Origin of the sequence: Staphylococcus sp. HMSC65H10, assembly GCF_001839185.1 — a bacterium.
Taxonomy (GTDB): Bacteria; Bacillota; Bacilli; order Staphylococcales; family Staphylococcaceae; genus Staphylococcus; species Staphylococcus simulans.
The window spans coordinates 1-25,958 of sequence record NZ_KV840309.1 but is presented as its reverse complement, the minus strand read 5'-3'; the positions used below and the strand labels follow the sequence as shown (position 1 = coordinate 25,958).

General features: G+C 36.7%; 28 protein-coding genes and 1 riboswitch. Of the genes, 23 read left to right on the top strand and 5 right to left on the bottom strand.

The annotated features are described in order from the left end of the window. On the top strand, nucleotides 1-528 hold the full coding sequence (gene nrdG, locus HMPREF3270_RS01380; RefSeq protein WP_057509940.1) for an anaerobic ribonucleoside-triphosphate reductase activating protein: 528 nt from the start codon (nucleotides 1-3) through the stop codon (nucleotides 526-528). A gap of 75 nt (nucleotides 529-603) precedes the next feature. Here nrdG and HMPREF3270_RS01375 read toward each other — a convergent pair whose 3' ends face one another. Next, nucleotides 604-1,218, bottom strand: coding sequence for a DNA-3-methyladenine glycosylase (locus HMPREF3270_RS01375; RefSeq protein ID WP_057509939.1), 615 nt, complete (start codon nucleotides 1,216-1,218; stop codon nucleotides 604-606). Nucleotides 1,219-1,471: 253 nt separating this feature from the next. On the opposite strand from HMPREF3270_RS01375, the gene HMPREF3270_RS01370 reads away from it, so the two are divergent. The 10 genes from HMPREF3270_RS01370 to HMPREF3270_RS01330 all read left to right on the top strand — a co-directional run bounded on the left by HMPREF3270_RS01370 (nucleotide 1,472) and on the right by HMPREF3270_RS01330 (nucleotide 8,214). Continuing rightward, entirely contained in the window at nucleotides 1,472-2,110 is a 639-nt protein-coding gene (locus HMPREF3270_RS01370) for a DUF805 domain-containing protein (protein ID WP_070848686.1), read from the top strand. Nucleotides 2,111-2,186: 76 nt separating this feature from the next. Further along, nucleotides 2,187-2,690: a DUF805 domain-containing protein gene (locus tag HMPREF3270_RS01365; protein WP_070848685.1), complete on the top strand. Its 504-nt coding sequence runs from the start codon at nucleotides 2,187-2,189 to the stop codon at nucleotides 2,688-2,690. Nucleotides 2,691-2,833: 143 nt separating this feature from the next. Continuing rightward, nucleotides 2,834-3,040, top strand: a complete 207-nt coding sequence (locus HMPREF3270_RS01360; protein ID WP_002479678.1) for a helix-turn-helix transcriptional regulator — start codon at nucleotides 2,834-2,836, stop codon at nucleotides 3,038-3,040. Further along, a complete protein-coding gene (locus tag HMPREF3270_RS01355; protein ID WP_070848684.1) occupies nucleotides 3,033-3,755 on the top strand; it encodes a DUF3169 family protein in 723 nt (240 codons plus the stop codon). The genes HMPREF3270_RS01360 and HMPREF3270_RS01355 overlap by 8 nt, the downstream gene beginning before the upstream one ends. Nucleotides 3,756-3,875: 120 nt before the next feature. Continuing rightward, nucleotides 3,876-4,775: an ABC transporter ATP-binding protein gene (locus tag HMPREF3270_RS01350; protein WP_023015039.1), complete on the top strand. Its 900-nt coding sequence runs from the start codon at nucleotides 3,876-3,878 to the stop codon at nucleotides 4,773-4,775. Next, a complete protein-coding gene (locus HMPREF3270_RS01345; RefSeq protein ID WP_371106792.1) occupies nucleotides 4,768-5,595 on the top strand; it encodes an ABC transporter permease in 828 nt (275 codons plus the stop codon). The genes HMPREF3270_RS01350 and HMPREF3270_RS01345 overlap by 8 nt, the downstream gene beginning before the upstream one ends. After that, a complete protein-coding gene (locus HMPREF3270_RS14400) occupies nucleotides 5,592-5,996 on the top strand; it encodes an ABC transporter permease (protein ID WP_371106791.1) in 405 nt (134 codons plus the stop codon). Before HMPREF3270_RS01345 ends, HMPREF3270_RS14400 begins: the two co-directional genes overlap by 4 nt. A gap of 129 nt (nucleotides 5,997-6,125) precedes the next feature. Further along, nucleotides 6,126-6,452 (top strand): YnfA family protein, encoded by a 327-nt coding sequence (locus HMPREF3270_RS01340; RefSeq protein WP_002479674.1) that lies wholly within the window; start codon nucleotides 6,126-6,128, stop codon nucleotides 6,450-6,452. 37 nt (nucleotides 6,453-6,489) lie between these two features. Beyond that, on the top strand, nucleotides 6,490-7,506 hold the full coding sequence (locus HMPREF3270_RS01335) for an aldose epimerase family protein (RefSeq protein ID WP_060803685.1): 1,017 nt from the start codon (nucleotides 6,490-6,492) through the stop codon (nucleotides 7,504-7,506). Nucleotides 7,507-7,527: 21 nt separating this feature from the next. Continuing rightward, the gene (locus HMPREF3270_RS01330) at nucleotides 7,528-8,214 is read left to right on the top strand and encodes a ribose 5-phosphate isomerase A (RefSeq protein WP_031262441.1); all 687 of its coding nucleotides are present in this window, start codon (nucleotides 7,528-7,530) and stop codon (nucleotides 8,212-8,214) included. Between the two features lie 94 nt (nucleotides 8,215-8,308). Here the strand turns inward: HMPREF3270_RS01330 and HMPREF3270_RS01325 are convergent, their stop codons facing one another. Next, entirely contained in the window at nucleotides 8,309-9,298 is a 990-nt protein-coding gene (locus tag HMPREF3270_RS01325; RefSeq protein ID WP_070867150.1) for a peptidoglycan release complex CPBP-like subunit SdpC, read from the bottom strand. A 352-nt stretch (nucleotides 9,299-9,650) separates the two neighbouring features. On the opposite strand from HMPREF3270_RS01325, the gene hutG reads away from it, so the two are divergent. Next, on the top strand, nucleotides 9,651-10,580 hold the full coding sequence (gene hutG / locus HMPREF3270_RS01320) for a formimidoylglutamase (protein ID WP_002479670.1): 930 nt from the start codon (nucleotides 9,651-9,653) through the stop codon (nucleotides 10,578-10,580). A 50-nt stretch (nucleotides 10,581-10,630) separates the two neighbouring features. Here hutG and HMPREF3270_RS01315 read toward each other — a convergent pair whose 3' ends face one another. Beyond that, nucleotides 10,631-11,512, bottom strand: coding sequence for a LysR family transcriptional regulator (locus HMPREF3270_RS01315; RefSeq protein ID WP_002479669.1), 882 nt, complete (start codon nucleotides 11,510-11,512; stop codon nucleotides 10,631-10,633). 498 nt (nucleotides 11,513-12,010) lie between these two features. Here HMPREF3270_RS01315 and HMPREF3270_RS01310 point away from each other — a divergent pair, with 498 nt between their 5' ends. The 9 genes from HMPREF3270_RS01310 to HMPREF3270_RS01270 all read left to right on the top strand — a co-directional run bounded on the left by HMPREF3270_RS01310 (nucleotide 12,011) and on the right by HMPREF3270_RS01270 (nucleotide 22,690). Continuing rightward, nucleotides 12,011-13,336, top strand: coding sequence for a YjiH family protein (locus HMPREF3270_RS01310; RefSeq protein WP_173020225.1), 1,326 nt, complete (start codon nucleotides 12,011-12,013; stop codon nucleotides 13,334-13,336). Between the two features lie 56 nt (nucleotides 13,337-13,392). Further along, nucleotides 13,393-15,081, top strand: coding sequence for a urocanate hydratase (gene hutU, locus HMPREF3270_RS01305; RefSeq protein ID WP_057509931.1), 1,689 nt, complete (start codon nucleotides 13,393-13,395; stop codon nucleotides 15,079-15,081). Next, entirely contained in the window at nucleotides 15,074-16,315 is a 1,242-nt protein-coding gene (gene hutI / locus HMPREF3270_RS01300) for an imidazolonepropionase (protein ID WP_002479666.1), read from the top strand. The genes hutU and hutI overlap by 8 nt, the downstream gene beginning before the upstream one ends. A 127-nt stretch (nucleotides 16,316-16,442) precedes the next feature. Beyond that, the gene (locus HMPREF3270_RS01295) at nucleotides 16,443-17,627 is read left to right on the top strand and encodes a SulP family inorganic anion transporter (protein WP_348538415.1); all 1,185 of its coding nucleotides are present in this window, start codon (nucleotides 16,443-16,445) and stop codon (nucleotides 17,625-17,627) included. Beyond that, nucleotides 17,624-18,739, top strand: a complete 1,116-nt coding sequence (locus HMPREF3270_RS01290; RefSeq protein ID WP_070848683.1) for an amidohydrolase — start codon at nucleotides 17,624-17,626, stop codon at nucleotides 18,737-18,739. Before HMPREF3270_RS01295 ends, HMPREF3270_RS01290 begins: the two co-directional genes overlap by 4 nt. Nucleotides 18,740-18,810: 71 nt before the next feature. Continuing rightward, nucleotides 18,811-19,692: an SDR family oxidoreductase gene (locus HMPREF3270_RS01285; protein ID WP_023015032.1), complete on the top strand. Its 882-nt coding sequence runs from the start codon at nucleotides 18,811-18,813 to the stop codon at nucleotides 19,690-19,692. Between the two features lie 132 nt (nucleotides 19,693-19,824). Continuing rightward, nucleotides 19,825-20,436 (top strand): flavin reductase family protein, encoded by a 612-nt coding sequence (locus HMPREF3270_RS01280; protein ID WP_023015031.1) that lies wholly within the window; start codon nucleotides 19,825-19,827, stop codon nucleotides 20,434-20,436. A gap of 89 nt (nucleotides 20,437-20,525) precedes the next feature. Beyond that, a riboswitch (SAM riboswitch) is annotated at nucleotides 20,526-20,636 on the top strand. Nucleotides 20,637-20,704: 68 nt separating this feature from the next. Next, nucleotides 20,705-22,012 carry a Na+/H+ antiporter NhaC family protein gene (locus HMPREF3270_RS01275; protein ID WP_070848682.1) on the top strand — a complete coding sequence of 436 codons (1,308 nt, stop codon included), beginning with the start codon at nucleotides 20,705-20,707 and terminating at the stop codon, nucleotides 22,010-22,012. Between the two features lie 156 nt (nucleotides 22,013-22,168). Beyond that, complete coding sequence (locus HMPREF3270_RS01270; RefSeq protein ID WP_002479660.1) at nucleotides 22,169-22,690, top strand: SRPBCC family protein; 522 nt, start codon at nucleotides 22,169-22,171, stop codon at nucleotides 22,688-22,690. A 75-nt stretch (nucleotides 22,691-22,765) separates the two neighbouring features. Here the strand turns inward: HMPREF3270_RS01270 and glpT are convergent, their stop codons facing one another. Together glpT and HMPREF3270_RS01260 are read right to left on the bottom strand one after the other, a co-directional pair. Beyond that, on the bottom strand, nucleotides 22,766-24,121 hold the full coding sequence (gene glpT, locus HMPREF3270_RS01265; RefSeq protein ID WP_060803637.1) for a glycerol-3-phosphate transporter: 1,356 nt from the start codon (nucleotides 24,119-24,121) through the stop codon (nucleotides 22,766-22,768). 134 nt (nucleotides 24,122-24,255) lie between these two features. Then, nucleotides 24,256-24,792 carry a hypothetical protein gene (locus tag HMPREF3270_RS01260; protein WP_002479658.1) on the bottom strand — a complete coding sequence of 179 codons (537 nt, stop codon included), beginning with the start codon at nucleotides 24,790-24,792 and terminating at the stop codon, nucleotides 24,256-24,258. A gap of 203 nt (nucleotides 24,793-24,995) precedes the next feature. Here HMPREF3270_RS01260 and HMPREF3270_RS01255 point away from each other — a divergent pair, with 203 nt between their 5' ends. Together HMPREF3270_RS01255 and HMPREF3270_RS14145 are read left to right on the top strand one after the other, a co-directional pair. Continuing rightward, on the top strand, nucleotides 24,996-25,628 hold the full coding sequence (locus tag HMPREF3270_RS01255; protein ID WP_070848681.1) for an HAD-IA family hydrolase: 633 nt from the start codon (nucleotides 24,996-24,998) through the stop codon (nucleotides 25,626-25,628). Nucleotides 25,629-25,644: 16 nt separating this feature from the next. Further along, nucleotides 25,645-25,827, top strand: a complete 183-nt coding sequence (locus HMPREF3270_RS14145; RefSeq protein ID WP_070468812.1) for a hypothetical protein — start codon at nucleotides 25,645-25,647, stop codon at nucleotides 25,825-25,827. Nucleotides 25,828-25,958: the final 131 nt, after the last annotated feature.

The following is a 25,958-nucleotide window of genomic DNA, read 5'->3' as shown; positions in this document are numbered from 1 at the left end:
ATGTTATATGCACAAGTTGAAACGGGACAAGGTTATCTCGCAAAGATTGAAGAAGAATCGTTTGTGGATGGAGAAGGGGTCAGATGCAGTGTGTATGTATCAGGTTGTCCTTTTGCATGTGCCGGCTGTTATAATGTCGCAGCACAAAAATTTAAATATGGCACACCTTTTACAGATGAAACGTTGACTCAAATCCTTGATGCTTGTGCACCAGATTATATTGCTGGGTTAAGCCTGTTAGGCGGCGAACCATTTTGTAATATAGACATTATCCAACCCTTGATTGAAGCATTCAGAGCACGTTTTGGTCATACTAAAACGATTTGGGTTTGGTCTGGTTTTATGTTTGAGAATTTAAAACATAATACAAAAGCACGTAAAGAACTTTTAAAACAAATTGATGTCTTAGTAGATGGACCTTTTGTCCAACAACTTTATCAACCAGGCTTAGCATTCAAAGGTTCGCTGAATCAACGTGTCATCAATGTACCTTTATCTCTACAAACAAATACCATTATAGAACTATGAAAAAAGTGGTCTCTCCTGAACATAAGGAGGACCACTTTTTTTCGTTTATCAATAACTATTAAATTTAGTATCCATTTAAGGTTTCCAAGTTTCTTGCGCGGGTTTCATCTCAGATTTCCGCATACGTGAAACGTAAGGGTTACCCTCTACAGTAAAGCGTAATGGTTTATGTGTCCATTCGCCTTTATTAGGAATGCCGATACGTGGGCTTTCAACAATATCAACTGGATAACGACGTTGTTTTGTATCGATTTTTAGAGGACCTTCATTTAATTTAAAACCATCTAAGGCCATTGTCATATTAAAGGCACGTGTCCATTTACCTGGACCGTTTGTTAAGTCTATACCATCTTTGCCGTTACGATTTTCTTTCATTTGTTCAGTAATCGTTTCGGGTTCTAGTGCACGGATTAGTACCCCTTGGGCAGTACCTGCTGGTTGTGTCACAAAGTTGATTAATAGATGTGTGTGCATGACATGTGCATAGATTGTACCGCCATCTTTATACATGGATTGTACACGAGGTGTATTTCGTCCATTGTACGTATGAGCAGCTTGATCAACATCGCCTAAATAGGCTTCTGTTTCAACGATATAACCTGCATACGTTTGTTCACCATCGTCGAATTGGACTTTAACTCCTAATAGATCACGTGCGATTTCCTCGGTTGTGCGATGAATAAAATCCATGACTTTCCTCCTCATCTATTTAATACAGTACTTTCTATTTTACGCAAAGATGATAAGGAATAACAATATTTCGTTTGAAGAAGAAGTTTGTAGATATTGTAAAGTTCAGAAAAACTATGCTAATTTTACAATAAGTCTGTTAAAATAAAAAAGAATAGTTTTAAATAACTATTACCTTTTAAAAGACATAAAAGAGTAAGTTGAAATACATAGAAGTATCGTAAAACAAAAAGTTAGAGAGAGGAGGGTGAGTATGATACGACGTGTTGGGTTTTTAGAAGCGTTTAAACTTTTCTGGAAAAATTATGTTAATTTTACAGGCAGATCGACACGCTCAGAATATTGGTTTGCGGCGTTATGGATGTTGATTTTATATGCGCCATTAACTTTTGTGATGATTTTAGGAACCATATTTTTAGTCGGTGGAGCTGCAGTTGATTCCAGCGGAGTAGCAGTTATGGGTATGATTTTATTCCTCATCTGCATGTTGGTTTATGTATTGTTTGCCTTAGCTACATTTATCCCAACTTGGGCTGTTATGATCAGACGTTTTCATGATACAGGCAGAACTATGGTGATGCCGATTGTTATGTTCGTATTGAGCATTGTGATGAATGTGTTTAATTTTGTACTTAATATGGATGAATCAACTGAACTAACACCAGCGTTAATTATATTTTTAATCATCAGCTTGGTCTATTTAGGTTTGTGGATTTATGTTCTTGTAGTGCTTTGTCTACCGAGTCAAGATAAAGATAATAAATATGGTCGCAGTCCTTATGTGCATCGCTATGAACAAGGTAATGCGCCAGCCTCTAATACATCTCATGCTAAACCAGCTCAATCGACAAAAGGCAGTACGACCAGTCATGATTCAGGTTCAGATTTTTAATTTTGCTAGCGTTTATTGAGATAAGCATCTATTAGAAAGTAGTTCATATAGAATCTAAAAATGGAGGAGATATACGATGCATGAACAACACAAAAAGAGTGTCGGATTCGTAGAAGCTTTTGTTTTATTCTGGAAACGTTACATTGATTTCAACGGGAGATCACGACGTTCAGAGTTCTGGTTTATGGTACTATGGACAACGATTATTAACATTGTATTGAATAGTCTGGATGCTTTATTAGGTTTGAACCAAAGTTTTGATAATACTTCTTTTGGTTTAACAACACTTTTTGAAATCGCAAGCTTCATTCCATGGGTCGCTTTGCTTGCAAGACGTTTCCATGATACAGGCAATACAATGGTGGTCCCAATTATCTTTTCTGCGCTATTAGTAATAGAACGTATTCTTTTATTTGTGGATTTAGGAGATGGCATGTTTGCTACAATTGTAGATGCCATTATCTCTATTGCACAGCTAGTATTTGTAATTTGGGTGATTGTCGTAGGTGTACAAAAGTCACAAGAAGGGCACAATGCTTATGGTCCAGAGCCTGTTGGGCAACGTTACAGACACGCCTAAAATCGAATAACAAAATAACAACACGGACGATACTTTTATATAGAAGGTATCGTCTTTTTGTTTATTATATATGTCAATTTGACTAATATACTTGTCAAATTGACTATTATCATTTAGCATGTGTATTAACGGAGGTAAGGCGCATGAAAACACGATTAAAAGAATTGCGGGCACGAGATGGCTATAATCAAACACAACTTGCGAAAAAAGCAGGGATTTCACGACAAACCGTCTCATTAATTGAACGAAATGAATTTATGCCTTCCGTACTGACTGCCGCAAAAATTGCGCGGATATTCGGAGAACGCATTGAAGATATTTTCATTTTCGAGGAGGACGACTATGAGTAGCACGAAAAAGAATTGGAAATATGCAGGGAAAATCGCATTAGGTGGACTAGCAGGCGGATGTGTAGGATTATACTTCAGTTTTCTAGGTAACCATTCATCGTTACAACTGTTCGATTTTCAAGCAACCATTATTACCACACTGTTTACTATACTTTTAATTATAGGTATTGGTATTGTAATGAAATTGCAGCTATCCCAAGCTAAAAATTACAAGCATCTTTCAGAAGAAGATGAAGTGTTAGGAGATCATTATGATACTTTGTTCAATCGTAAGTTTTTCAACGCTTCAGTATTGAGCCATCTCAGTACATTTGTTGCGTTAGCGAATATTATTTTAGTCACTACGTTTAAATTTGCCAATAATCATTGGGAGGTTTCAGTCATCCCTTTTTTAATTTCATCAATTTTTAGTGTGATGTTTAAAATCTATTTGCCTAAATTAGATTCAAGATTACCAAATCCTAATGATGAACAATATGTAGATAAAATGATGAAAGCGATGGATGAAGGCGAGAGATATGTTACATTTTCAGCGATATTTAAGTTATTTCAATATAACTTACTTGCATTAACTATTTTGGTTCTCGTATTGGCATTCTATTCAGCAATTACAGGTCATACACAATCATTAGCTTTAACACTGCTATTTATCTTATTTGTCTTTAATGTTAGTTTTTATTACGTAAAAATTTACAAGTATTATAAAAGCAAATAAGTGTAAATTATTTGTGAACAGTTTGTAAAGTTAGATATTTAATAATGTTATTATCATATACTTATGGTATATGATTAACAGAGTTGCTTTTCCAACACCAACGATAAGGAGTGATGTACGATGGCTTTAGTTTTAGAAGATGTGACAAAGCAATATGGCGATAAGACAGTGGTCAACGATATTTCATTAACACTTGAAAAAGGGAAGATGTTAGGATTCTTAGGACGAAATGGTGCGGGGAAGACGACAACGTTCCGTATGATTTTAGGACTGACACCATTAACAAAAGGAATCGTTACATATAATGGTGAAAAGATGGGCGAACATATGTTTAACCAAGTAGGTTATCTGCCTGAAGAACGTGGTTTGCATCCAAAAATGAAAGTCGCAGATGAGTTGCGTTATCTTGCGACTTTAAAAGGAATGTCAAAAAAAGATTTTAATCAAGCGTTAGACTATTGGTTAAATCGTTTTGAGATTAACGAGAACAGAGATAAGAAAATTGAATCATTATCTAAAGGTAACCAACAAAAAATTCAATTGTTAGCTAGTTTGATTCATAAACCTGAATTATTGATTTTAGATGAACCTTTCAGTGGTTTAGATCCAGTCAATGTAGAATTATTAAAATCAGCAGTTAAAGATCTGAACGAACAAGGGACTACTATTATTTTCAGTTCACATCGTATGGAGCATATAGAAGAACTGTGTGATGATATCTGTATTTTGAATCATGGTGATTTAGTTTTACAAGGCGACATACAATCGATTAAAGATCAATTTGATTTGAAGAAAATTGTGATTGAAACTGAAGATGCTTTAGAAAATTTAGAAGAAGTTGAAGGTGTTACACGTGTAGAACGTTCAAAACGTATGATTACTGTTTCTGTAGAAAATCAAGCAGCCGCAAAACGTGTCTTTGACGTAGTAGCTCAACATGGGTTTGTGAAACGATTCCAAGTGCTTGAACCTTCAATTCAAGATATTTTTATTCAACAGGTAGGTGATATTCATGAATAAATTTTTAGCTACGTTCAATTTGACGTATAAGAATAAAGTGAAATCACGCGCATTTATCATTATGACGGTCATTTTAGCAGTGATTATTATTGCGGCAGCTAACTTCAATAAGATTATCGATTTGTTTGATAACGGGCCGGATAAAATCGGCATTGCTTCTAATGAACCGAAAATTGCGCAAATGGTCAAAGCACAAAGCAAACATATTGAAGAAAAAGGTACAGAATTTAAAATCTTATCTAAAGAACAAGTGTTAAAAGAAATAAAGAAAGATAAAATTGATAAAGCTTATATCATTGATCAACAAGGACAAAAAATTAAAGGCGAAGTTGTTAGTAAAGACGCACCTTCTGATGAGAGTGTTCAAAAATTAGAAAGTATTTTAACACCGATTCAAACCCAAGCAGCAGCGCAACAAATTAATTTAAGTCCAAAAGAACTTTCTGATTTACAACAAAAAAGTGAAGTCACTTCAAAAGCAATCGGTAAAGGTGGCTCAGATACTTCTCAAAGCAATAAATTTTTAAATTGGATTATTTTATATGCGGGCATCATGTTGATGTTCCTGGTGATTATGAACTATGCCAACCAAGTAGCGATGGAAGTAGCGACAGAAAAAACGTCACGCGTTATTGAAATGGTCATTACGAGTATTTCACCTGTGAAGCATATCTTAGCTAAAATTCTAGCGATGATTTGTGTCGCTTTTACACAAGTGTTGATTTTAGTTGTGATTGGTGCCGCAGCACTGTATTTTTCAGATGCAGGCGACTTAATGAAAAAGTTTGATATGACTATGACACCTACGAAACACGATTGATTATTGTCGGCGTACTTTCTATCATTATCGGCGTGGTTTCATATACTGTATTAGGAACAATTTTAGGCGCACTTGCGACACGTATTGAAGATTTAAATCAGTCGTTGATGCCGATGACAATTATTAGTTTCATTGCTTTTTATATCGCATTATTCAGTATGAACAATCCAGATATGATGTTAGCTAAAGTAGCAAGCTTTATTCCATTGTTATCACCATTCTTATTATTTGTTAGAGCTTCGACACCGAATTTGGAACTATGGGAAATCATAGTGAGCATGGGTTTATCTGTAATCGTACTTGTTTTACTCGTATGGATAGCAGTGAGAAGTTATCGTGATTCAGTTTTAACGTTCGATAAGAATATCTTTAAAGCGTTGAAACGTGCAATTAAAAAATAAAAATGACAATCCTATAAAAAGATTTCTAAATGGCGCATGGTTTACTGTATTTCATCTAGTAAACCATGCGCCTTATTGTTAAAATATAAAGTGAGGAAAGTATTATAAAAAATAGGTGGCAGTCAGTATATGATGTATCCAATTGCAATTTTTATTTTAGCAGGGCTGTGTGAAATCGGCGGCGGTTATTTAATTTGGTTGTGGTTGAGAGATGCACAATCACCGTTGTTAGGGATGCTTGGAGGTATCCTGTTAATTACATACGGTATCATCGCAACATTCCAAGTATTTCCAACATTCAGCAGAGTATATGCAGCATATGGCGGTGTGTTCATTGTCATGAGTATTATATGGGGATATGTTTTTGATAAACAGATGCCAGATAAATATGATGTCATCGGCGGCATTGTATGTATTATCGGTGTCTTGATTATGTTGCTGCCTGATAGAGGCTGATGATTTTCATCGGGCAAGGAAAGGGTGTATTGAAATGATGTTTACAGAAGTGGAGCACCAAAGAAACGGTTTGGATTTAATCAAGGTTGATAACGACCAAGCGAAAATTATCTTTTCAAATTTTGGGGCGCGTATTGTGTCTTGGAAATATGAAGATAATAATATTGTGTTAGGAAATGTCGTTGAAGCGGATGAGTATTACCATGAAAATCCGTATTACTTCGGCGCAAGTGTCGGTCGTTTTGGGGGACGTATTGAAGACGGACGTTTTGAATTAGAAGGTAAAACTTACCAACTTGAACAAAATGATCCGCCTCATCATTTACACGGCGGTTTTCACGGAATTAATAAACACTATTTTGATTATGAAATTAAAGATGACAATGGCGGCTATATTCAAATTATCTTTACTACAACTGTTAAATCAGCAGATGATCATTACCCGGGCGATATTAAACTAAAGATTATACATACGTATGATATCGACAATCGATGGACGATTGAATATAGTGCAGAAGCAACAGAAACAACGTTATTTAATCCGACTAACCACGTTTATTTCAACTTGAACAGAGATAATAAAGAGGTAAACAACCATATCTTAACAAGTTCAACATTGAAAATGCATTTATTAAATGACAAGAATTTACCAACGCTTAATGATACTGTAGATTTAATTCAAGTATTAGGTAAACAATCAATGCGATTTGAAGATATCGGCAAAGCTGAAGATGAACGATTACATGCTCAAATTGAACGTTATCATGGCTTAGATCATCCATTTACAATCGGTGATGAACTGACTGTTGAAAATAGCCAATTCTTATTGAAAATGAAAACAGATATGCCACATGTGGTTATCTTTACTTTTAATGAAACCAGCAATTGGGAAAGTGATATGAACATTTATAAACCACACTCAGGTTTTACTTTAGAAGCACAATGCTTACCAAATGATATTAATTTACTAGGAGAAGAAGCACCTTCTATTTTACGTAAAGGTGACACATTCTTTTCTAAAACAACGTATCAAATTATAGAAAAATCTGAGTAATATAATGACAAGGAGTATTCAGTGATGGATGTTAGAGCGTTAAAATTACAAACTGTGAAAGACGCAGTCTCAGAAATTAAAGATGGTATGGTTGTCGGTATTGGTACAGGCAGCACGATTGAACTCTTATTACCGCATATCGCGAAATTATTAGATGATGGCGCTACAATTACAGGCGTTTGTACGTCTAATAAAACCGCATTGCTTGCGAAAGAATTAGGGATTACGATTGTTAACGTCAATGATGTCGATCATATTGATGTGGCGATTGATGGTGCAGATGAATTTGATCCGCAATTAAATTTAATCAAAGGCGGCGGTGGTGCACTGTTTCGTGAAAAAGTTATTGATGAAATGGCTGAACGCTTTGTGGTCATCGCAGATGAAACGAAACAAGTAGACTACTTAGGCCAAACTTTTAAATTGCCAGTAGAAGTTGATCGCTTCAACTGGATGCTAGTAGCGAAAAAAATAGAGAAAGATACTAAAGCAAAAGTATCACGTCGTAACGTGGAAGACATTACCTTTATCACAGATAATGATAATTATATTTTAGATGTTGAATTACCACCAAACACTGATCCATATGACATGCATGAATATTTAATTCATTTAACAGGTGTATTAGAAACTGGATACTTCTTAGATCTTGCTGACCGTGTAATTGTCGGTAAACAAGAAGGTGTCGAAATTATTGATAAAGTCTAAAGAGACTTATTTTATTTAAATGAATAGGTTAAAAAGAAGCGCTGACAGATAACTGAATGATATCTGCCAGCGCTTTTATAATATAGCGATTCACTTATTTAGATTCGTCTGTGTCTTTAGTTTGTGCGGGTTCATCGTCTTTGATAGATTCAGAATCGTCTGTTGAATGTTCAGGCTCTGTATCTTCAGTGACTGGTGTAGTTTCTTCTGTTTGTGCAGTTTCTGATACTGCAACATCTTCGTCTTCTTCATCTTTTGGATAGTCTAAAGGATTGTTCGGTTCAACTTCCTCTAAAGAATCTTTTGTGAAGAAATAGAAAGCTGCTCTGATAAGCAGACTGAGTAAGATGAAAACAGCGCCTACAAGTGCTGTGCTTAATGCGATTACTTTCATAGAGAAGACGTCTCCTAGTTCTTCACTGAAGAAGAAGACTAATCCAAATGACATTAAAGCATGGAATGCTACAGCAATGTAAATTGTACGTCCTTTAGTGCCTCTGATCAATTCGCCGATAATCATTGAGAATGCGAAGTGATACAACAAGTTATATAATGTGAATTCTAATGTATAAGTCGTATTCACATTCCATAAGGCATATAGGATACCGATCAGGATAGATGCGAATAACGTATTCGTTTTTGTTTCTACGACATTCTGCAAGTATGAACGGAAACCGAATTCTACAAAGAATGCCATTAAAAGATGTCCGATTAAAATAGATGTGACAGACACAGATAAGTTTTTAGATTGTAAAATAATAAAACTGTCTGCGTAAGTATTAAAGGCAAACATACAAATAATACAAATCACAAGCGGTAAGATTAAAGCTAAAATAATGCGTTCAATCACTTTAAAACTGATTGTGAATTTTAAACTTGCGAGCTGAGCGCGTTTATTTCGAAATACAATTAAGCAGATAATAGCTGCGATAAATGGCGCAAGTGTACTCAAATCAAAGACAAAGCGTTTGAATGGAACTTGGCCTTGAAAATCTTTCAGTACCAATGGGAGTGCGTATGCAAGTACATAGAAGACAAAGATCGTCATAGCCCATTGGAAACCTGATATGCGTTTCGTGTCCATTATGAAACCTCCAATAATTACGGCGATATCCATACATTTTTATATTAACTTCTATCATATAATACATTACAAACAGAGTGAACCCTTAAGTATGTATTGAGAGTTTTAACCGTATTTTTAAGCGTATGGATATACATAATAACCTAATAGTATTATACATCTCAATAAAACATAAATAAATCACTTCCCCTGAAATGACTTCTAAATGAAATCTCGTTGTAAAGGTTGAATACAATAGTCTTAAGTGTAAGCGTTTTAAATTTTTTCAGAAAAGGGTATGCAAAAAGTAGAATAGACTGTTAAGAAATGTATATAATGATTCACAAGGTATGACTTAAGGAGGATGTGGAACATGTATAAGCAAGCCAACAAAGATTTATGGACAGGTAGAGTGGATAGTGAAACAGATTCATCGCAATTCAGACACTTCCAAACAATTGAACTAAAAGACATCAATGAAACAAATTTTGATCGAAAACAAGGAACTGGTATTTTAGGCTACGCTGTAGATAAAGGGGTAGAACTGAACAATGGCCGTGTAGGTGCACAAGAGGGACCAGATGCGATACGTAAAGCATTTGCGAACTTATCAGTGTTAACACCTTGCTCAGTTTATGATTATGGCAATGTCTATCATGATCATGACGCATTGATTGAAACACAAGAAGAATATGCAGACTTAGCTTCAAAAATGTTTGACAATCATAATTATTCATTATTAATCGGAGGCGGACATGATATTGCTTATGCACAATATTTAGCCATGCGTAAATCGCATCCAGATGCATCTATTGGCGTTATTAATATTGATGCGCATTTTGATACTAGAGAAGCAGAGTCGTCCACTTCAGGAACAAGTTTCAGACAAATTTTAGAAGAAGATGACAATGCGCATTACTTTGTTTTAGGTATTCAACCTGCGAGCAACACAAAACATTTATTTGATTACGCGGAAAAACGTGGCATTGAATATGTCACAGTAGATGAAATCTTACATGAGATTTCTCCAACGATTAAAGATAAAGTAGACCACTTCATTAATAAGCATGACGTGATTATGCTGACGATATGTATGGACGTGGTAGATAGCGCATTTGCGCCAGGTGTCAGTGCACCGGCAGTGAATGGCTTAACACCGCATATTATTTTAGAGTTAACAAGACGTGTCATCGGACATGAGAAGTTAATTTCTGTAAGTGTTGCGGAAACTAATCCATTGCATGACGTCGATAATCGCACCGCAAAACTTGTCGCATTATTACTGCATAATTTCATTCATTAATAGAGATAAATAAGGCGGATACTTCAATTTGTGGAAGTATCCGTCTTATTTTAGTTCATTTTCCAATAATTGATACAGGCATCAATCAATTGATTGGCAGGTTCTGAAAGCTTACGTTTCTCTAGATAGTTTAAATAAATCGTTCGTTCAATATTTGGTTCTAATTTGACCGCATTTAAATGATTTGCTGAAGAAGATTGGTAGTAGAATCTTGGGATGATTGTATGTCCTAAACCTCTATGAACAAGTGTTGTCGCAGTTTCAAAACGATCGACCTCAAGTACAATATTCGGATGAATATTCATATGTTTAAAATATTCATCAACGTGCTTACGGACTTGGTATTGTCGATTAGGCAAGATTAAAGGCAATTGTTGTAATGCTTCAGCGCTGATGCTCTTTTGATTATTAAACGTATTCTTCGGTGTAATCAATACATAAGGCTCTTGGTATAAAGGAACAGAGACAATCCCTTCACGTTGAATGGCTTCATTGAAAATTGCGAATGAAATATCAAAATTCAACAAGCTGGAAATAATATGTTCAAGACTATGTTGTTCGACAATTTGATAGCGCTGTTTATGAAATTGATAATGATGTTGTTGGATGACCATTGCCATCCATGCACTTGTAGACTCTAATATTGAGAGTTTAATGCGTGGTTCATCACTGATATTTAAATCATACATCTGATCTAGCGTACGATGATACATCTCTACTAAGTCTGTCGCATGTTTATAGAATTGAATGCCTTTCTCTGTAATCTTTAAAGCTTTTGTTGTACGGATAAATAGAAGATACCCCAAATCATCCTCTATTTTCTTTATCGCAGTTGTTAAAGATGGCTGACTGATATGTAGAAACTGTGCTGCTTTTGTAAAAGAATTGTATTTAACAACTGCTAAAAAGTACTCTAATTGTATAATTTTCATGAAATTATCCCCCTGATTAGACATGCCGAAATCTTTGTAACACGTGCGTTTTCCCCTTGTTATAGTTTGAAGCTATAAATGATTAGTTTATTGATATTTGAAGCTTATAATCATCTACGCGTATACTTAAGTTGTATTACAAGTTATACAAAAATATTCTAACGCAACAGTTTTAACGTTAAAATTTCGGAATATTCAATAAACTACCACAGTTAATAATCTAAAAATTATAACTATTCATTTATTATAACATGGAATAGTCAGTGTAACTTGTAAGAATGGTAATGTGAGGTCGGTCCGTAAACAAGGGGACGTACATAAAATGAAGGGGATCATTTTTACGTAAGCTGATCGATCTTTCACTATCATTCACAAATTCATAACATGATGCGAAGCTTAAGTCATCGAGAGCCAGTCAGTTGAAACAGCTTTGTCGTACTTGTAAAACAAAGGGGTGTGTCAAGTATGAAAACAGAAGCAGATTTGGTTTCTGGCGATATGGAATTCCAGCCTGAGAGTAAACCCGCTGATAAGCAGACGGGGGTCGGCATGTGGCGGTTTTACGTATTCAGCATTATCGGAATTTTATGTTTCTTCGTACCAGTGACAATTAACGGAACGAACACGATTATTGTAGATCATGTTCATTTATGGATTCGCGCAGCATTCGGAGTAGCAATGCCTTACGTTGCATTGCTGATGATTTTAGTAGGTGCAGCATTACCGATTATTCGTAAAGACTTTATGAAATCAGCGACAGACTTTGTGGTGACTTTATTTAAAGTACTCGGTGCTGTCATTGGTATTATGTATGTCTTTAAAATAGGTCCGGCATTGTTATTTAATCCGAATTACGGACCGTTCTTATTCGATAAGTTGATGTTGCCGCTAAGTATCTTGATTCCAGTCGGTGCCGTGGCACTATCATTACTTGTTGGTTACGGGCTGCTTGAATTTATCGGGGTATTAATGCAGCCGATTATGCGTCCAGTCTTTAAGACGCCAGGTAAATCTGCAGTAGATGCCGTAGCATCTTTCGTCGGAAGTTATTCATTAGGTCTCTTGATTACAAACCGTGTCTATAAAGATGGAATGTATAACAAGAAAGAAGCGGTCATTATCGCGACAGGTTTCTCAACAGTATCCGCAACATTCATGGTAATTGTCGCAAATACATTAGATTTAATGCCGCATTGGAACTTATTCTTCTGGAGTACGTTGATCATTACATTTGTAGTGACAGCTATTTCGGCACATTTACCGCCGATTCGTAATGAATCAGAAGAATATTACGAAGGCCAAGAAGGTCAGAAAGAAGTAGAAGTTAACGGCAATCGTGTTGTCGCAGCTTATGATGAAGCAAAACGTCAATCACATGGTTCTTTACCATTACTCAAAAATATTTGGGTGAATGTGAAAGATGGTTTTGAAATGACGATGGCGATTTTACCATCTATCTTATCAATCGGATTCTTCGGATTGTTGCTAGCGAATTTCACACCAGTGATTGATTGGTTAAGTTATATTTTCTATCCGTTTATCTACATTTTCCCGATTGCGGATAAACCATTGCTAGCGAAAGCTTCAGCGATTTCACTGATTGAGATGTTCTTACCATCATTATTAGTTGTGAAGTCAACGATGGCAGTTAAGTTAGTGACAGCTATTACAAGTATTTCAGCGATTATCTTCTTCTCAGCGCTGGTACCTTGTATTTTAGCAACGGATATCAAAATCCCAATTTGGAAATTAACTCTGATTTGGTTCATCCGTGTGGCATTAACTTTACTAATCGCAATTCCATTTGCGTTATTAATTTTCTAAAGCGAAATCTAAAACTGTGTATTTAATATCATAACTAAACAAAGGAGAGATTGATTATGACTAAAGAAGTAGCAGCGAAAGGCAGACAAATTAAAGCGAAAAAAGGATTGGAAATTGAATGTAAAGGATGGGAACAAGAAGCAGTCCTTCGAATGTTATACAATAACTTAGATCCAGAAGTAGCAGAGCATCCTGAAAAGTTAGTCGTTTACGGAGGTATTGGTAAAGCGGCACGTAACTGGGAAGCTTTCGATGCTATTGTAGATACATTACGTCGCTTAGAAAGTGATGAAACGATGCTAGTTCAATCTGGTAAACCTGTTGCTGTCTTTAAAACACATGAAGAAGCACCACGAGTATTATTATCGAACTCTGTACTTGTACCGAAATGGGCAAACTGGGAACACTTCCATGAATTAGATAAAAAAGGCTTAATGATGTATGGTCAAATGACAGCGGGAAGCTGGATTTATATCGGTTCTCAAGGGATTGTTCAAGGAACATATGAAACGTTTGCTGAACTCGCAAACCAACATTATAACGGTTCATTAAAAGGTACAATCACATTAACAGCTGGTTTAGGCGGCATGGGTGGTGCGCAGCCATTAGCTGTAACGATGAATGAAGGGGTAGTTATCGGTGTAGATGTGGATCCATCTCGTATCGAAAAACGTATTGAGACACGTTATTGTGATATTATCACAGATTCTTTAGATGAAGCGTTAGAAAAAGCGCAAGAAGCGAAAGAAGCAGGCAAACCATTATCTGTTGGTTTAGTCGGCAATGCACCTGAAGTTTATAATGAGATTTTAAAACGTGACTTCAAGATTGATATCATTACAGACCAAACGTCTGCACATGATCCGTTAAACGGCTATGTACCTGAAGGTTATTCTTTAGAAGAAGCGTCAGCGTTACGCGATGCAAATCCTGAAGAATATGTAAAATTATCTTCACAATCAATGAAAAATCATGTAGCAGCAATGTTAGAATTCCAAAAACGTGGTGCAGTAGCATTTGACTATGGTAATAATATCCGTCAAGTAGCGTATGACCAAGGTTTAGAAAACGCTTTTGATTTCCCTGGATTCGTACCAGCATATATCAGACCGTTATTCTGTGAAGGTAAAGGACCTTTCCGTTTTGCGGCATTAAGTGGTGATCCAAAAGACATCGAACGTGCAGACCAAGCAATGCGTGAACTTTTCCCTGAAGATGAGAAGTTAATGCGCTGGTTAGATATGGCAACAGAAAAAATTGCATTCCAAGGTTTACCTTCAAGAATTGCATGGTTAGGTTATGGCGAACGTGCGAAAATGGGCTTGAAATTAAACGAATTAGTACGTAATGGTGAAATCTCAGCACCAGTTGTGATTGGACGTGACCACTTAGACTCAGGTTCAGTAGCATCACCAAACCGTGAAACTGAATCAATGAAAGATGGTTCAGATGCTGTAGGTGACTGGGCAATCTTAAACGCATTAGTCAATACTGCAGCAGGTGGTTCTTGGATTTCAGTCCACCACGGCGGTGGTGTAGGTATGGGTTATTCATTACATGCCGGTATGGTTGTTGTTGCAGACGGTTCAGATCGTGCAGAAGCACGCTTGAAACGAGTATTAACAACAGATCCGGGTATGGGTGTAGTAAGACATGCTGATGCTGGCTATGATATTGCGATTGATACAGCAAATGAAAAAGGTGTCGATATTCCAATGTTAAAGGAGCAAGATTCTAATGAGTAATGATGTTGTTATCCAAAATATTGCACAATTAATTTTACCGAAGAAAACTGATAAACCTTTAAAAGGCAATCAGTTAAATGAGTTGAAAATCATTGAAAATGCAACATTAGTTGCGAAAGACGGTAAAGTAGTTTATGCAGGACCTCATACAGAAGAGTATGATGCACAAGAAGTGGTAGATGCGACAGGCAAAGTCGTATCTCCTGCTTTGGTTGATGCACATACACACTTAGTATTCGGCGGTTCAAGAGAGCATGAAATGGCATTAAAACAACAAGGTGCGTCTTATCTAGAAATTCTAGAACAAGGCGGCGGTATTCTATCTACAGTTAAAGCAACACGTGAGGCAACTGAAGATGAGTTGTTAAAGAAAACAGACAAGTCTTTACGTGAAATGATGTCTTATGGTGTCTTAACAGTAGAAAGTAAGAGTGGATATGGATTAGATAAAGAGAATGAATTGAAACAATTAAAAGTGTCACATGCTTTAGAGAAAAAGTATGGCATTACAATGAAACACACATTCCTAGGGCCACACGCTGTGCCGAAAGAAGCGGAATCTAATCAAGCATTCTTACAAGAGATGATTGACTTATTACCAGAAGTAAAAGAATATGCAGACTTTGCGGATATCTTCTGCGAAACGGGTGTCTTCACAGTTGATGAATCACGTGAATATATGAAAGCAGCTAAAGAACAAGGCTTTGATGTGAAAATTCACGCAGATGAGATTGATCCTTTAGGTGGTTTAGGTGTAGCGATTGAACAAGGTGCGATTTCAGCTGATCACTTAGTCGCTTCAAGTGAAGAAGATAAACAAGCATTAAAAGATAGCGACACAGTTGCGGTTGTTTTACCAGGAACAACATTCTATTTAGGTAAAGATCAATACGCAGATGCACGCGGTATGTTGGATAATAATGGTGCAGTAGCCATTGCCTCTGACTTCAACCCAGGCAGTAACGTAACGAATAATTTACAAATGGTTATGGCAATTGCAGCACTGAAATTAAAATTAACTCCAAATGAAATTTGGAACGCAGTCACAGTCAATGCGGCAAAAGCAATTGATGCAGATGCAGGTACGTTAGAACAAGACGACCGCGCAAACTTCGTGATTTGGAATGTACCGAATTATGAATATGTACCATACCATTATGGTATCAACCATGCGGAATATGTTTATAAAGACGGTAAGTTATTTATTGACAACCGTATTGAAGTACAACAATAAGCTTTAACTATCAGTTAAACAGAACTTTTTACAGCCATGCTTATGATTTCTCATAAGTGTGGCTGTTTTTTTGCTTCTTAATAGTCTGACAATTTATGTTAAGATAAGTGCATAGAGAAGTGGGCGGGTGAAAAAATTGGAACGTCAAATGTATGTGAATCAATGGAAAGGTGATATCAAAGACAATGTGTTGGCAGGTATTTTAATTGCGTTATCTGCATTGCCTGGTGCAATTGCTTATTCATTTATTGTCGGCATGAACCCTTCAATCGGCTTATTGAGTATGGGGATTATGATGATTGTACTCAGTCTGACTGCAGGCAGGACTTTAATGATTACAGGACCAAGCAGTGGTATAGCTTTAGTCGCAGCACCTCTAGTCATGCATCATGGTGTCGGATACTTAATCTGTGCAACGATTGTCATGGGGATACTCCAATTAGGCATGGGTGCGTTAAATGTAGGACGATTGATTGAACGCATTCCTCAAGCAGTTGTAATCGGCTTTATGAATGCCTTAGCTTTATTATTAATGTCTTCGCAAATCGATAATATTTTCAACATTTCAATCGCAACGTATGTTTTTGCGATAGTCTCTTTTTTAATTATTTGGTTCGCGCCCCGATTCATTTCATTTATTCCAGCACCTTTGATCTCAATTATTGTCTTAACCATCATTGCACATCTTATTCACCCGAAACTACATTATGTAAAAGATTTAGCGGATATCTATGTGGTATTACCTAAACTCCAATGGTCTCAGTTTCATCTGTTTACAGAAAGTCATGCCTTAATGGTTATTGTGGGTTACGGTATCACGATGGCAATTGTAGGTACACTGCAATCTTTATTGACTGCACAAGCATTAGATGTGCTAACAAATGAAAAGAGTTGTTTAAATCAAGAATCAGCTGCACAAGGACTTGCGAATTTAGCAGCAGGATTATTTGGTGGTTTTGGAGGCAGTGCATTAGTCGGTCAATCAAAATTTAATGTGAAAGTCGGTGCAACTGCACGTTATGCGACCTTAGTGACTGCTTTATTTTTATTATTGACGATTTACGTCTTAGGGCCTGTTATCGCACTGATTCCAATGGTCGTACTCGCGACTGTATTAGTTTCGATTGCGTTGAATACCTTTGATAGACGTACTATACAAGCGATTAAAGCGAAGCCTGTATTAAATACCGCAACGATTATCGGTACGATGACTGTTACGTTAGTAACGAATAATTTAGCCTTTGGTGTTGCGGCAGGTTCAGCAATATATTTAGTGATCTACGTTGTAAGTAAAGGAAGGGAAAGTTTATGAGTCATTTTGAACAATTAGTCGAATGGAGACGTATGTTTCATCAGCATCCAGAAGTTTCTTATCAAGAATATGACACTACTGCGCGTTTAAAAGAAATTTTAGAAGAACATGAGATTAAAATTATAGATTATCCACTAGACACAGGATTAGTGGCAGAAATCGGTGAAGGCGAAACGATTGTTGCGTTACGTACAGACATTGATGCTTTACCGATAGAAGAACAAGTAGATAGTGAAATCACGTCACAAAATAAAGGTGTAATGCATGCTTGCGGACATGATATATATATGGCAAGTATTTTAGGTGCTGCATTGTTGCTGAAAGAGAAAGAAGCAGAATTGCCTGGACGTGTGCGTATTTTATTCCAAGCTGCCGAAGAAGTGGGCAGCGGTGCACAACAAATGGTAGAAGCGGGTGTATTAGAAGGTGTTAAAGCTGTGACAGGTTTTCACAATGATCCGACATTAAAAGTGGGCACGTTAGCGATTAAACCAGGTGCGATGACTTCAGCAGTAGATCGCTTCTTTATTCGAATCAAAGCAAAAGGGGGTCACGCCGCAAAACCTGAAGAAAGCAATGACCCGATGATTATTTTAGGTCAATTATTAACGAGTGTGCAGTCTATCGTCAGTCGTAATGTTTCAGCCTTTGATTCTGCAGTTGTGACAATTGGGGAAGTATCAGCTGGCAACACATGGAATGTGATTCCAGATTCAGCACGCATTCAAGGAACAGTTCGAACATTTAATAATGAAACACGTGCACTTGCAGAACAACGTCTACAAAGTATTTGTGATGGTTTAGCATCTGCCTTTAATGCGGAGATTGAATTAGAATATATTCATTTACCGAATGCAGTCATGAATCATGAAACATTAACACATATTGCACAAGAAGCGGCAGAAGAGACAGGTTATAAAGTTGAACAATTGAGCCAACCTAAAACAATTGGTGAAGATTTCTCAGCTATGAGTGATACTGTTCCTGGTGTTTTCAGTTTCATCGGTTCACAATCTGATTATGATTTACATCATCCGAAATATAATCCGAATGAAGACATTTTGAAAAAAGCGCCTGAGTTTCTTGCGAATTTAGTTCAAAAATTATTTTAATTTGCCGATGAATGAAATATGGATTTTGTGGTATATCAATAGAAAGACAAATAATTGAGGAGTGATAGATAATGGCACCACAAGATCCACGTACAAAATTCTCTGATCAAGATTATCCAAAACAAGAACAAGAATGGCCAGGTTTCCAAACAGATATGGATCCAAAACCAGACTGTGGCGAAACATCATATAAAGGACATGGACGCCTTGAAGGCTTGAAAGCATTAGTTACAGGCGGTGACTCTGCGATTGGTCGTGCAGTCGCAATTGCGTATGCACGTGAAGGAGCGTCAGTTGTGATTAACTATCATCCGAAAGAAGAAGAAGACGCACAAGAAGTTAAGAAAGTTATTGAAGATACAGGCGGAACTGTTTATTTAAAACCAGGTGATTTATCAGATGAACAATTCAACTACGATTTAGTTGAATATGCACACGAAACGCTTGGCGGTTTAGACAATGTGACATTGGTTGCTGGACATCAGCAATACCATGAAGGATTCGAAAACTTCAAAACAGAAGATTTCACACAAACCTTCACAACGAATGTGTATTCATTATTCTGGACAGTTCAAAAAGCACTTGAGTATCTAAAACCAGGTGCGACAATCACTACGACAACTTCTATTCAAGGTTATGACCCTAATCCAATCTTGCATGACTATGCAGCTACAAAAGCTGCGATTATTTCACTAACAAAAAGCTTAGCAAAAGAATTAATCGATAAAGGTATCCGTGTGAACTCAGTAGCACCCGGACCATTCTGGTCACCGCTTCAAATCTCAGGTGGTCAACCGCAAAGTAAAATTCCTGAATTCGGTCAAAGTTCAATGATGGGCCGTGCAGGTCAGCCAGTAGAATTAGCAGGCACTTATGTCTTACTTGCTTCAGACGAATCAAGTTATACAACAGGACAAGTGTATGGCGTAACAGGCGGTAAACAAATTAACTAAGCTATGATTAAGACAGCGTTCCAACAATGAATGGAACGCTGTTTTTATACATACAAACACATTATTCGCAAAGTAAGGTTTAGTTTATTATGCTATAGGTATAATTAGTATAGTAACTAAGGAGGCAGAATGATGAAACATTTTAACCCTAAAGATTTAACGCAAAGAGAAAATTATAAATTATTAAGCGGCAGCGTCTTACCAAGACCGATTGCTTTTGTGACTTCTCAAGATAAAGAAGGTCATTTAAATGCGGCACCATTCAGTTTCTTTAATGTGGTCAGCAGTCATCCGCCGATGATTATGATTTCAACTGGACGCACAGAAGGTGTCCGTAAAGATACAGCACAAAACATTATTGATACTGGAGAATTTGTGGTACACATTTCTGAATTGTCTATGATTGAAGGTATTAATAATACTGCTGCACCGATTGAACGTGAAGCAAATGAGTTAGAACGTACAGATTTTAAAACAATTCCTTCAGATGTCGTTAATGTACCAGCAGTCGAAGGGGCGCGAATCCGATTTGAGTGTAAACTGGATCGTGTGATTGAACTCGGTGATGACAAAGCGGGCAGCGATTTAATTTTAGGTGAAGTTGTACGTTATCACATCGCTGATGATGTTTATATCGAACCGCATAAAATTGATGTGCAAGCGTTACATCCTGTTGGTCGTTTAGCGGGTAATGACTATGTAAAATTAGGTCAAGAATTTGTATTAGAAAGACCAACAGAATAATTGCTTAATGAAAAGTTCATACTTTGATGATTGACTAACTATTACAATCATGATAGGTTTAAAAAGATTCAAAAAATAAAAATAAATATAGCTTATCAAGAGAGGTGGAGTGATGGGCACTTTGAAACCTCGGCAACATGGTTCGCTGATAGCGACGCGTGTGCCAATTCCCATAGCAACTATTTGCTAAGAGATAAGAAACATAATGTATCCTTTTTTCTTAGCTGAAAAAAGGATTTTTTAATATCATGAGTGAGGTGTTTGAATTATGTCTGAACAGAAACAAAAGGGCAATGCAGTCGCGCTGATTCCTTTAATTCTATTTGTCGGTTTATTTTTAGGAGTTGGGATTATTACTGGCGACTTTACGAAGATGCCGTTAAATATTGCGATTACGATTGCGGTTATTGTCGCATTAATAATGAATCGCAAAGAAAAATTCACAGAGAAAGTTGAAGTCTTCACCAAAGGTGCAGGCCATTCTAATATTATTTTGATGGTCTTGATTTTCGTATTAGCCGGCGCATTTTCAAAAGTGACTGAAGATATGGGCGGTGTGAAATCTACCGTTAATTTAGGATTAAGTTTAATTCCAGGCAACTTATTGATTATCGGTTTGTTTATTATTTGTATGTTCGTTTCTATTTCTATGGGGACATCAGTTGGTACAGTCGCAGCCATTGCACCAGTCGGCTTTGGGATTAGTGAAGCGACTGATATTTCAGCAGCACTAGCCATGGCAACAGTCGTCGGCGGTGCGATGTTCGGAGATAACTTATCTATGATTTCAGATACGACAATTTCTGCAGTACGTACACAACATACAAAAATGAGTGATAAGTTCAAAGTAAACTTTAAAATTGTATTGCCAGGTGCCATTTTAACGATGGTTATTTTAGGTATTTTGACACATAGCGCAACAATCAGCAGTACAAAAGATTACAGCTTTGAATTTATTAAAGTGATTCCATATTTATTAGTTTTAATCTTAGCATTGATCGGTGTGAATGTGATTATTGTTTTGATAGGTGGAACAGTACTCTCAGGTATTATCGGTTTAATCGACGGCTCATTTAACTGGATCGGATTCTTGAAAGCCGCTTCAGAAGGTATGATCGGCATGGAAGATATTGCGATTATCGCATTAATGATCGGTGGTTTAATCGGCATCATTCAACATAATGGCGGTATCACATGGCTACTTAATTTTGTTCGCAGCAAGGTCAAATCAAGACGCGGTGCAGAGTTCGGTATCGCAAGTTTAGTCAGTGCCGCAGATATTTCAACTGCGAATAATACGATTTCTATTTTAATGGCAGGTCCACTAGCTAAAAATATCGCAGATGAATATGATATCGACTCAAGAAAATCAGCAAGTATTTTAGATATTTTCGGCAGCTGTTTCCAAGGCCTTTTACCTTATAGTCCGCAAGTCATTGCGGCTGCGGGCGTCGCAGGTATTTCGCCATTTATGCTAGTGCCTTATTCGATTTATCCGATTATTTTAGGAATCAGCGGATTAGCCGCAATCATCTTTAATTTTCCAAAACTGAATAAACGTAAACAAAAAGCGTAAATAATTTTTACTTTCTCACTTGAAAAATGTTAAAGTAATCTTGTTGTGAAATAACCACAGAGGCATAGTGACAAATGCTTTGCTAGTAGGATTACTTTGGCTTATGCTTCTAAATGCGTTAGAATAATAAAGAGTGCGAAAGTAGGTGACGACAGAGTGGCAAGATATAATATTGAAAATGACGTCGTAGTCATATCATTGGAACGTTTTATGCGCATCCCGCCCGAATTGATTTATCAAGCTTGGACAGATGCGGATATCATGAGACGTTGGTTCATGACTTCTAACCGTTCAAATCAATCGATTGACTTGATTCCAGAAGAAGGTAGACGTTATGAAATTGTTGATGAACGTAACGGTAAAAAGAACAGAGTAACAGGGGTCTTCCAAGAACTAGAAGCACCTAACCGAATTGTGATGACAATCGGTATGCCTGAACTGAGCGACAAAGAAGATACGATTGAAGTAGAAATTTTTGAACGTGAACCAGGTTCAGACATGACACAAATGAACTTCCGTTATACTGCTGTTGTTCCGAAAGAAAGACGTTGGACAACTTTGGAATACAAACAGCAGAAGAAAGAATATCATGATGCGACGGCACACGGCTTTGAAAATATGTTCATTAAGCTTCAAGACATTTTAAGAGAAATGCAAGAAGACAAAGAAGAATTTTAATCAAAACAAGCGACACACAATGCTAGAAAGCAGCGTATGTCGCTTGTTTTATTTTATATATTAAATTTTCAACAATTAGACAGTTTCTTGACCACGTTTATTCCAAGTCAGAATAAAGCTTAACATAGCTAGAATACTAATCACTGTTAATAAGATGAAACCTGCATCCCAACCAAATTGATCAACCACGAAACCAAGTACGATGTTAGCCATGACTGCACCAAATAGGTAACCGAATAAACCTGTTAACCCGGCAGCTGTTCCTGCTGCTTTCTTAGGTACATAATCTAATGCTTGCAAGCCTATTAACATCACTGGTCCATAGATTAAGAAACCAATCGCAACGAGTGCTAAGTTATCTACTAATGGATTACCTGGAGGGTTTAACCAGTAGATTAAGACGAAAATAGTTACACCTAACATAAAGAAGAAACCTGCTGGACCACGACGTCCTTTGAAGAGTTTATCTGAGATCCAACCACACAGTAATGTTCCAGGAATCCCAGCCCACTCGTAAAGGAAGTAAGCCCATCCAGAGGATTTCATATCGAAATGTTTCTCTTCGCTTAAATAGACTGGTGCCCAGTCAAGTACACCATAACGAACGAAGTAGACGAAGATATTTGCGAAAGCGATTGCCCATACCCATTTGTTATTCAACACATATTTGAACAAGATTTCTTTGGTAGTTAATTCTGTTTCAAGTGTTGTTCTTGAAGCGGTCGGATAATCATTACGATAGGCTTCAATCGGTGGTAAACCTTGTGATTGTGGAGTATCTCTAATTAAGATATAAGAGATGATCGCAATGATAATCGCAAGTAATGCAGGATAAATGAAGACACCCTCAAATCCTTTTAAATAACCGAAGTTATACAAGGCAGTCATAGAAATGCCCCAAGTCGCAATCGGTGCCATTAAGCCGCCACCGACATTATGTGCGACGTTCCAAATGGCTGTTTTACTGCCTCGTTCACTCACACTGAACCAATGGACGAGAACACGTCCTGAAGGTGGCCACCCCATACCTTGGAACCAGCCGTTTAAGAACAGCATAATAAACATGATTAAAATGCTTGAAGTAAAGAATGGAACAAAACCAAGCAACAGATTGACAATTGCAGTCAAAATCAATCCTAGTGTTAAGAACATGCGTGCGTTGCTTCGGTCACTGACAGTTCCCATCACAAATTTACTAAAACCATATGCGATTGAAACGGCTGATAGCGCAATACCTAATTGACCTTTACTGAACCCCTGTTCAATCAAATCAGGCATCGCAAGAGAAAAGTTTTTGCGTAATAAATAATAACCCGCATAACCGATGAAGATACCTAAGAATACTTTCATTCGTAGTTGTTTATATGTATCATCAACTTGCTCTTTTGGTAGAGGAGCAATCGGCTTTGGCGGTTTTAAGAAGTTAAACAAGAAAGCGCCTCCTTTACAAATAATTAACTTAATCTTAATACTAAATTTACAAAAGAGCAATGAACATTTTTATTTTTTAGTTTTAATATAAAAAAAGACACTCCAATCATGGAATGTCAGAACGGTACACTTAATTATGAGATTGTAGAATATTTATGCTGAGCGATGCGTGGTCTGTAGTTCGCACCTAATACATCGATGTTTTGTGTCGCAAGCGCATGAATCAATTTAGATAATACGTGCGGTGTACATGAAATATCAATGTGATACGTTGTGAGTACATATTTAATGTCTTCTTGATGTTTAAGAAACTGCATAATATCAATGATTTTATCTTTGACAAACATATCTTGTAAACCGTCAATTTTAAGTTTGAAATGCATAGAAGCTTGAATATTCGGCGCAAATTGATAGACGAAGTCTTTGTCTGCAAAAGGTAAAATCTGGTAGATAGGGTAGTTGTGATAACTTAAGAAACTGATGAAGTAAGGCAGGTTGCATTTTGGAATACGGACTTTTAAAACAGGCTGTTGTTTAATTCGAGTGAATTCTGCTTGAACAGCGTGACTGCTTTGAAGTTGTCTGCATAATTTTAATAATTGTCTTCGCTTAAGCCATGTTGATAGATGCCCTATATTAATAATAAAAGTGTCATATTTATCTATAAACATAGACAATTCCTCCAGAAGTATAATTTATATTTGAGTGGCATAAGATGGATGGATTGCGTGTTGTTCAAATTCATTGTAAATTGTATCACGCTTTAAAAACTTTTTCACTAGGACTTTTGGACGAAATGAAGATAATTGTTAATTTTGTCATTTTTTCAATATAATGAGTGTAATACATAGGAAAGAAAGAGAGTGAATACATCATGCGATATAGAGCAGTCGTATTTGATTTTGATGGTACGATTATTGATACGGAACAACATTTGTTTGATGTGATCAATCAACATTTAACTGCACATCAAAAAAATCCAATTTCAGTAGATTTTTATCGTCAATCCATCGGCGGTGCAGCCAAAGGATTGCATCAATATATAGAATCACAAATAGGAGAAGAAGCAACTAAGGCATTGTATGATGATCATCATCAACAAAGTCGACATCTATCGATGATTGAAAATATCAGTCGTTTGATGGAACATTTAGAGGCTAAACATATTCCTTTTGCGATTGCGACGAGCAGTAGTCGTGAAGCGATTCAACCTGCACTTCAAGCATTAGGATTAACAAATCGGGTTGCAGTGATTGTCGGAAGAGAAGATGTAGAAGCGGTCAAACCTGAACCAGACTTATACTTAACTGCGGTTCAACAATTGAATATGAATCCGGTGAGTTGTTTAGCTATTGAAGATTCAGTCAATGGTGCAACTGCTGCAGAACGTGCGGGACTTGGAGTAATTGTAAATACAAATCAAATGACTGAACAGATGGATTTCAGCAATTTAAATTTAGAAGGAATGAATTTAGATGCTGAAACAATTATGAAACAATATTTTTAAGTGAGCAGGTGAACGCATGTTGCTATTATTCTTTTTAGCAGGACCGTTAATTATTGGCGTTGGAAACTTAATACTTGCACCTATCTTTAATAGAAGGGTGCCGATGAATGTCAGGTTTCGCGCGTTCATGATAGGTTCTATGATTTACTTGATATCTGCCTACTTAGTTTATCAGTTTGTGTTGAAAGGGCAGTTATAACCTTAATGAGCAACTGATGGAAAAAGAGGATACAAACCATTAATAAAATTATAATAAAAACAGAGGGTTCAAAAGCCGTTGACTTTTGAATCCTCTGTTTTGTGTGCGCTCGGCATGATTAACAACTTGAT

Bases quoted from the DNA above. Each gene is read 5' to 3' on its own strand.
- nrdG (WP_057509940.1), top strand. From the start codon at position 1: ATGTTATATGCACAAGTTGAAACGGGACAAGGTTATCTCGCAAAGATT.
- HMPREF3270_RS01375 (WP_057509939.1), bottom strand. From the start codon at position 1,218: ATGGATTTTATTCATCGCACAACCGAGGAAATCGCACGTGATCTATTA.
- HMPREF3270_RS01370 (WP_070848686.1), top strand. From the start codon at position 1,472: ATGATACGACGTGTTGGGTTTTTAGAAGCGTTTAAACTTTTCTGGAAA.
- HMPREF3270_RS01365 (WP_070848685.1), top strand. From the start codon at position 2,187: ATGCATGAACAACACAAAAAGAGTGTCGGATTCGTAGAAGCTTTTGTT.
- HMPREF3270_RS01360 (WP_002479678.1), top strand. From the start codon at position 2,834: ATGAAAACACGATTAAAAGAATTGCGGGCACGAGATGGCTATAATCAA.
- HMPREF3270_RS01355 (WP_070848684.1), top strand. From the start codon at position 3,033: ATGAGTAGCACGAAAAAGAATTGGAAATATGCAGGGAAAATCGCATTA.
- HMPREF3270_RS01350 (WP_023015039.1), top strand. From the start codon at position 3,876: ATGGCTTTAGTTTTAGAAGATGTGACAAAGCAATATGGCGATAAGACA.
- HMPREF3270_RS01345 (WP_371106792.1), top strand. From the start codon at position 4,768: ATGAATAAATTTTTAGCTACGTTCAATTTGACGTATAAGAATAAAGTG.
- HMPREF3270_RS01340 (WP_002479674.1), top strand. From the start codon at position 6,126: ATGATGTATCCAATTGCAATTTTTATTTTAGCAGGGCTGTGTGAAATC.
- HMPREF3270_RS01335 (WP_060803685.1), top strand. From the start codon at position 6,490: ATGTTTACAGAAGTGGAGCACCAAAGAAACGGTTTGGATTTAATCAAG.
- HMPREF3270_RS01325 (WP_070867150.1), bottom strand. From the start codon at position 9,298: ATGGACACGAAACGCATATCAGGTTTCCAATGGGCTATGACGATCTTT.
- hutG (WP_002479670.1), top strand. From the start codon at position 9,651: ATGTATAAGCAAGCCAACAAAGATTTATGGACAGGTAGAGTGGATAGT.
- HMPREF3270_RS01315 (WP_002479669.1), bottom strand. From the start codon at position 11,512: ATGAAAATTATACAATTAGAGTACTTTTTAGCAGTTGTTAAATACAAT.
- HMPREF3270_RS01310 (WP_173020225.1), top strand. From the start codon at position 12,011: ATGGAATTCCAGCCTGAGAGTAAACCCGCTGATAAGCAGACGGGGGTC.
- hutU (WP_057509931.1), top strand. From the start codon at position 13,393: ATGACTAAAGAAGTAGCAGCGAAAGGCAGACAAATTAAAGCGAAAAAA.
- hutI (WP_002479666.1), top strand. From the start codon at position 15,074: ATGAGTAATGATGTTGTTATCCAAAATATTGCACAATTAATTTTACCG.
- HMPREF3270_RS01290 (WP_070848683.1), top strand. From the start codon at position 17,624: ATGAGTCATTTTGAACAATTAGTCGAATGGAGACGTATGTTTCATCAG.
- HMPREF3270_RS01285 (WP_023015032.1), top strand. From the start codon at position 18,811: ATGGCACCACAAGATCCACGTACAAAATTCTCTGATCAAGATTATCCA.
- HMPREF3270_RS01280 (WP_023015031.1), top strand. From the start codon at position 19,825: ATGAAACATTTTAACCCTAAAGATTTAACGCAAAGAGAAAATTATAAA.
- HMPREF3270_RS01275 (WP_070848682.1), top strand. From the start codon at position 20,705: ATGTCTGAACAGAAACAAAAGGGCAATGCAGTCGCGCTGATTCCTTTA.
- HMPREF3270_RS01260 (WP_002479658.1), bottom strand. From the start codon at position 24,792: ATGTTTATAGATAAATATGACACTTTTATTATTAATATAGGGCATCTA.
- HMPREF3270_RS01255 (WP_070848681.1), top strand. From the start codon at position 24,996: ATGCGATATAGAGCAGTCGTATTTGATTTTGATGGTACGATTATTGAT.
- HMPREF3270_RS14145 (WP_070468812.1), top strand. From the start codon at position 25,645: ATGTTGCTATTATTCTTTTTAGCAGGACCGTTAATTATTGGCGTTGGA.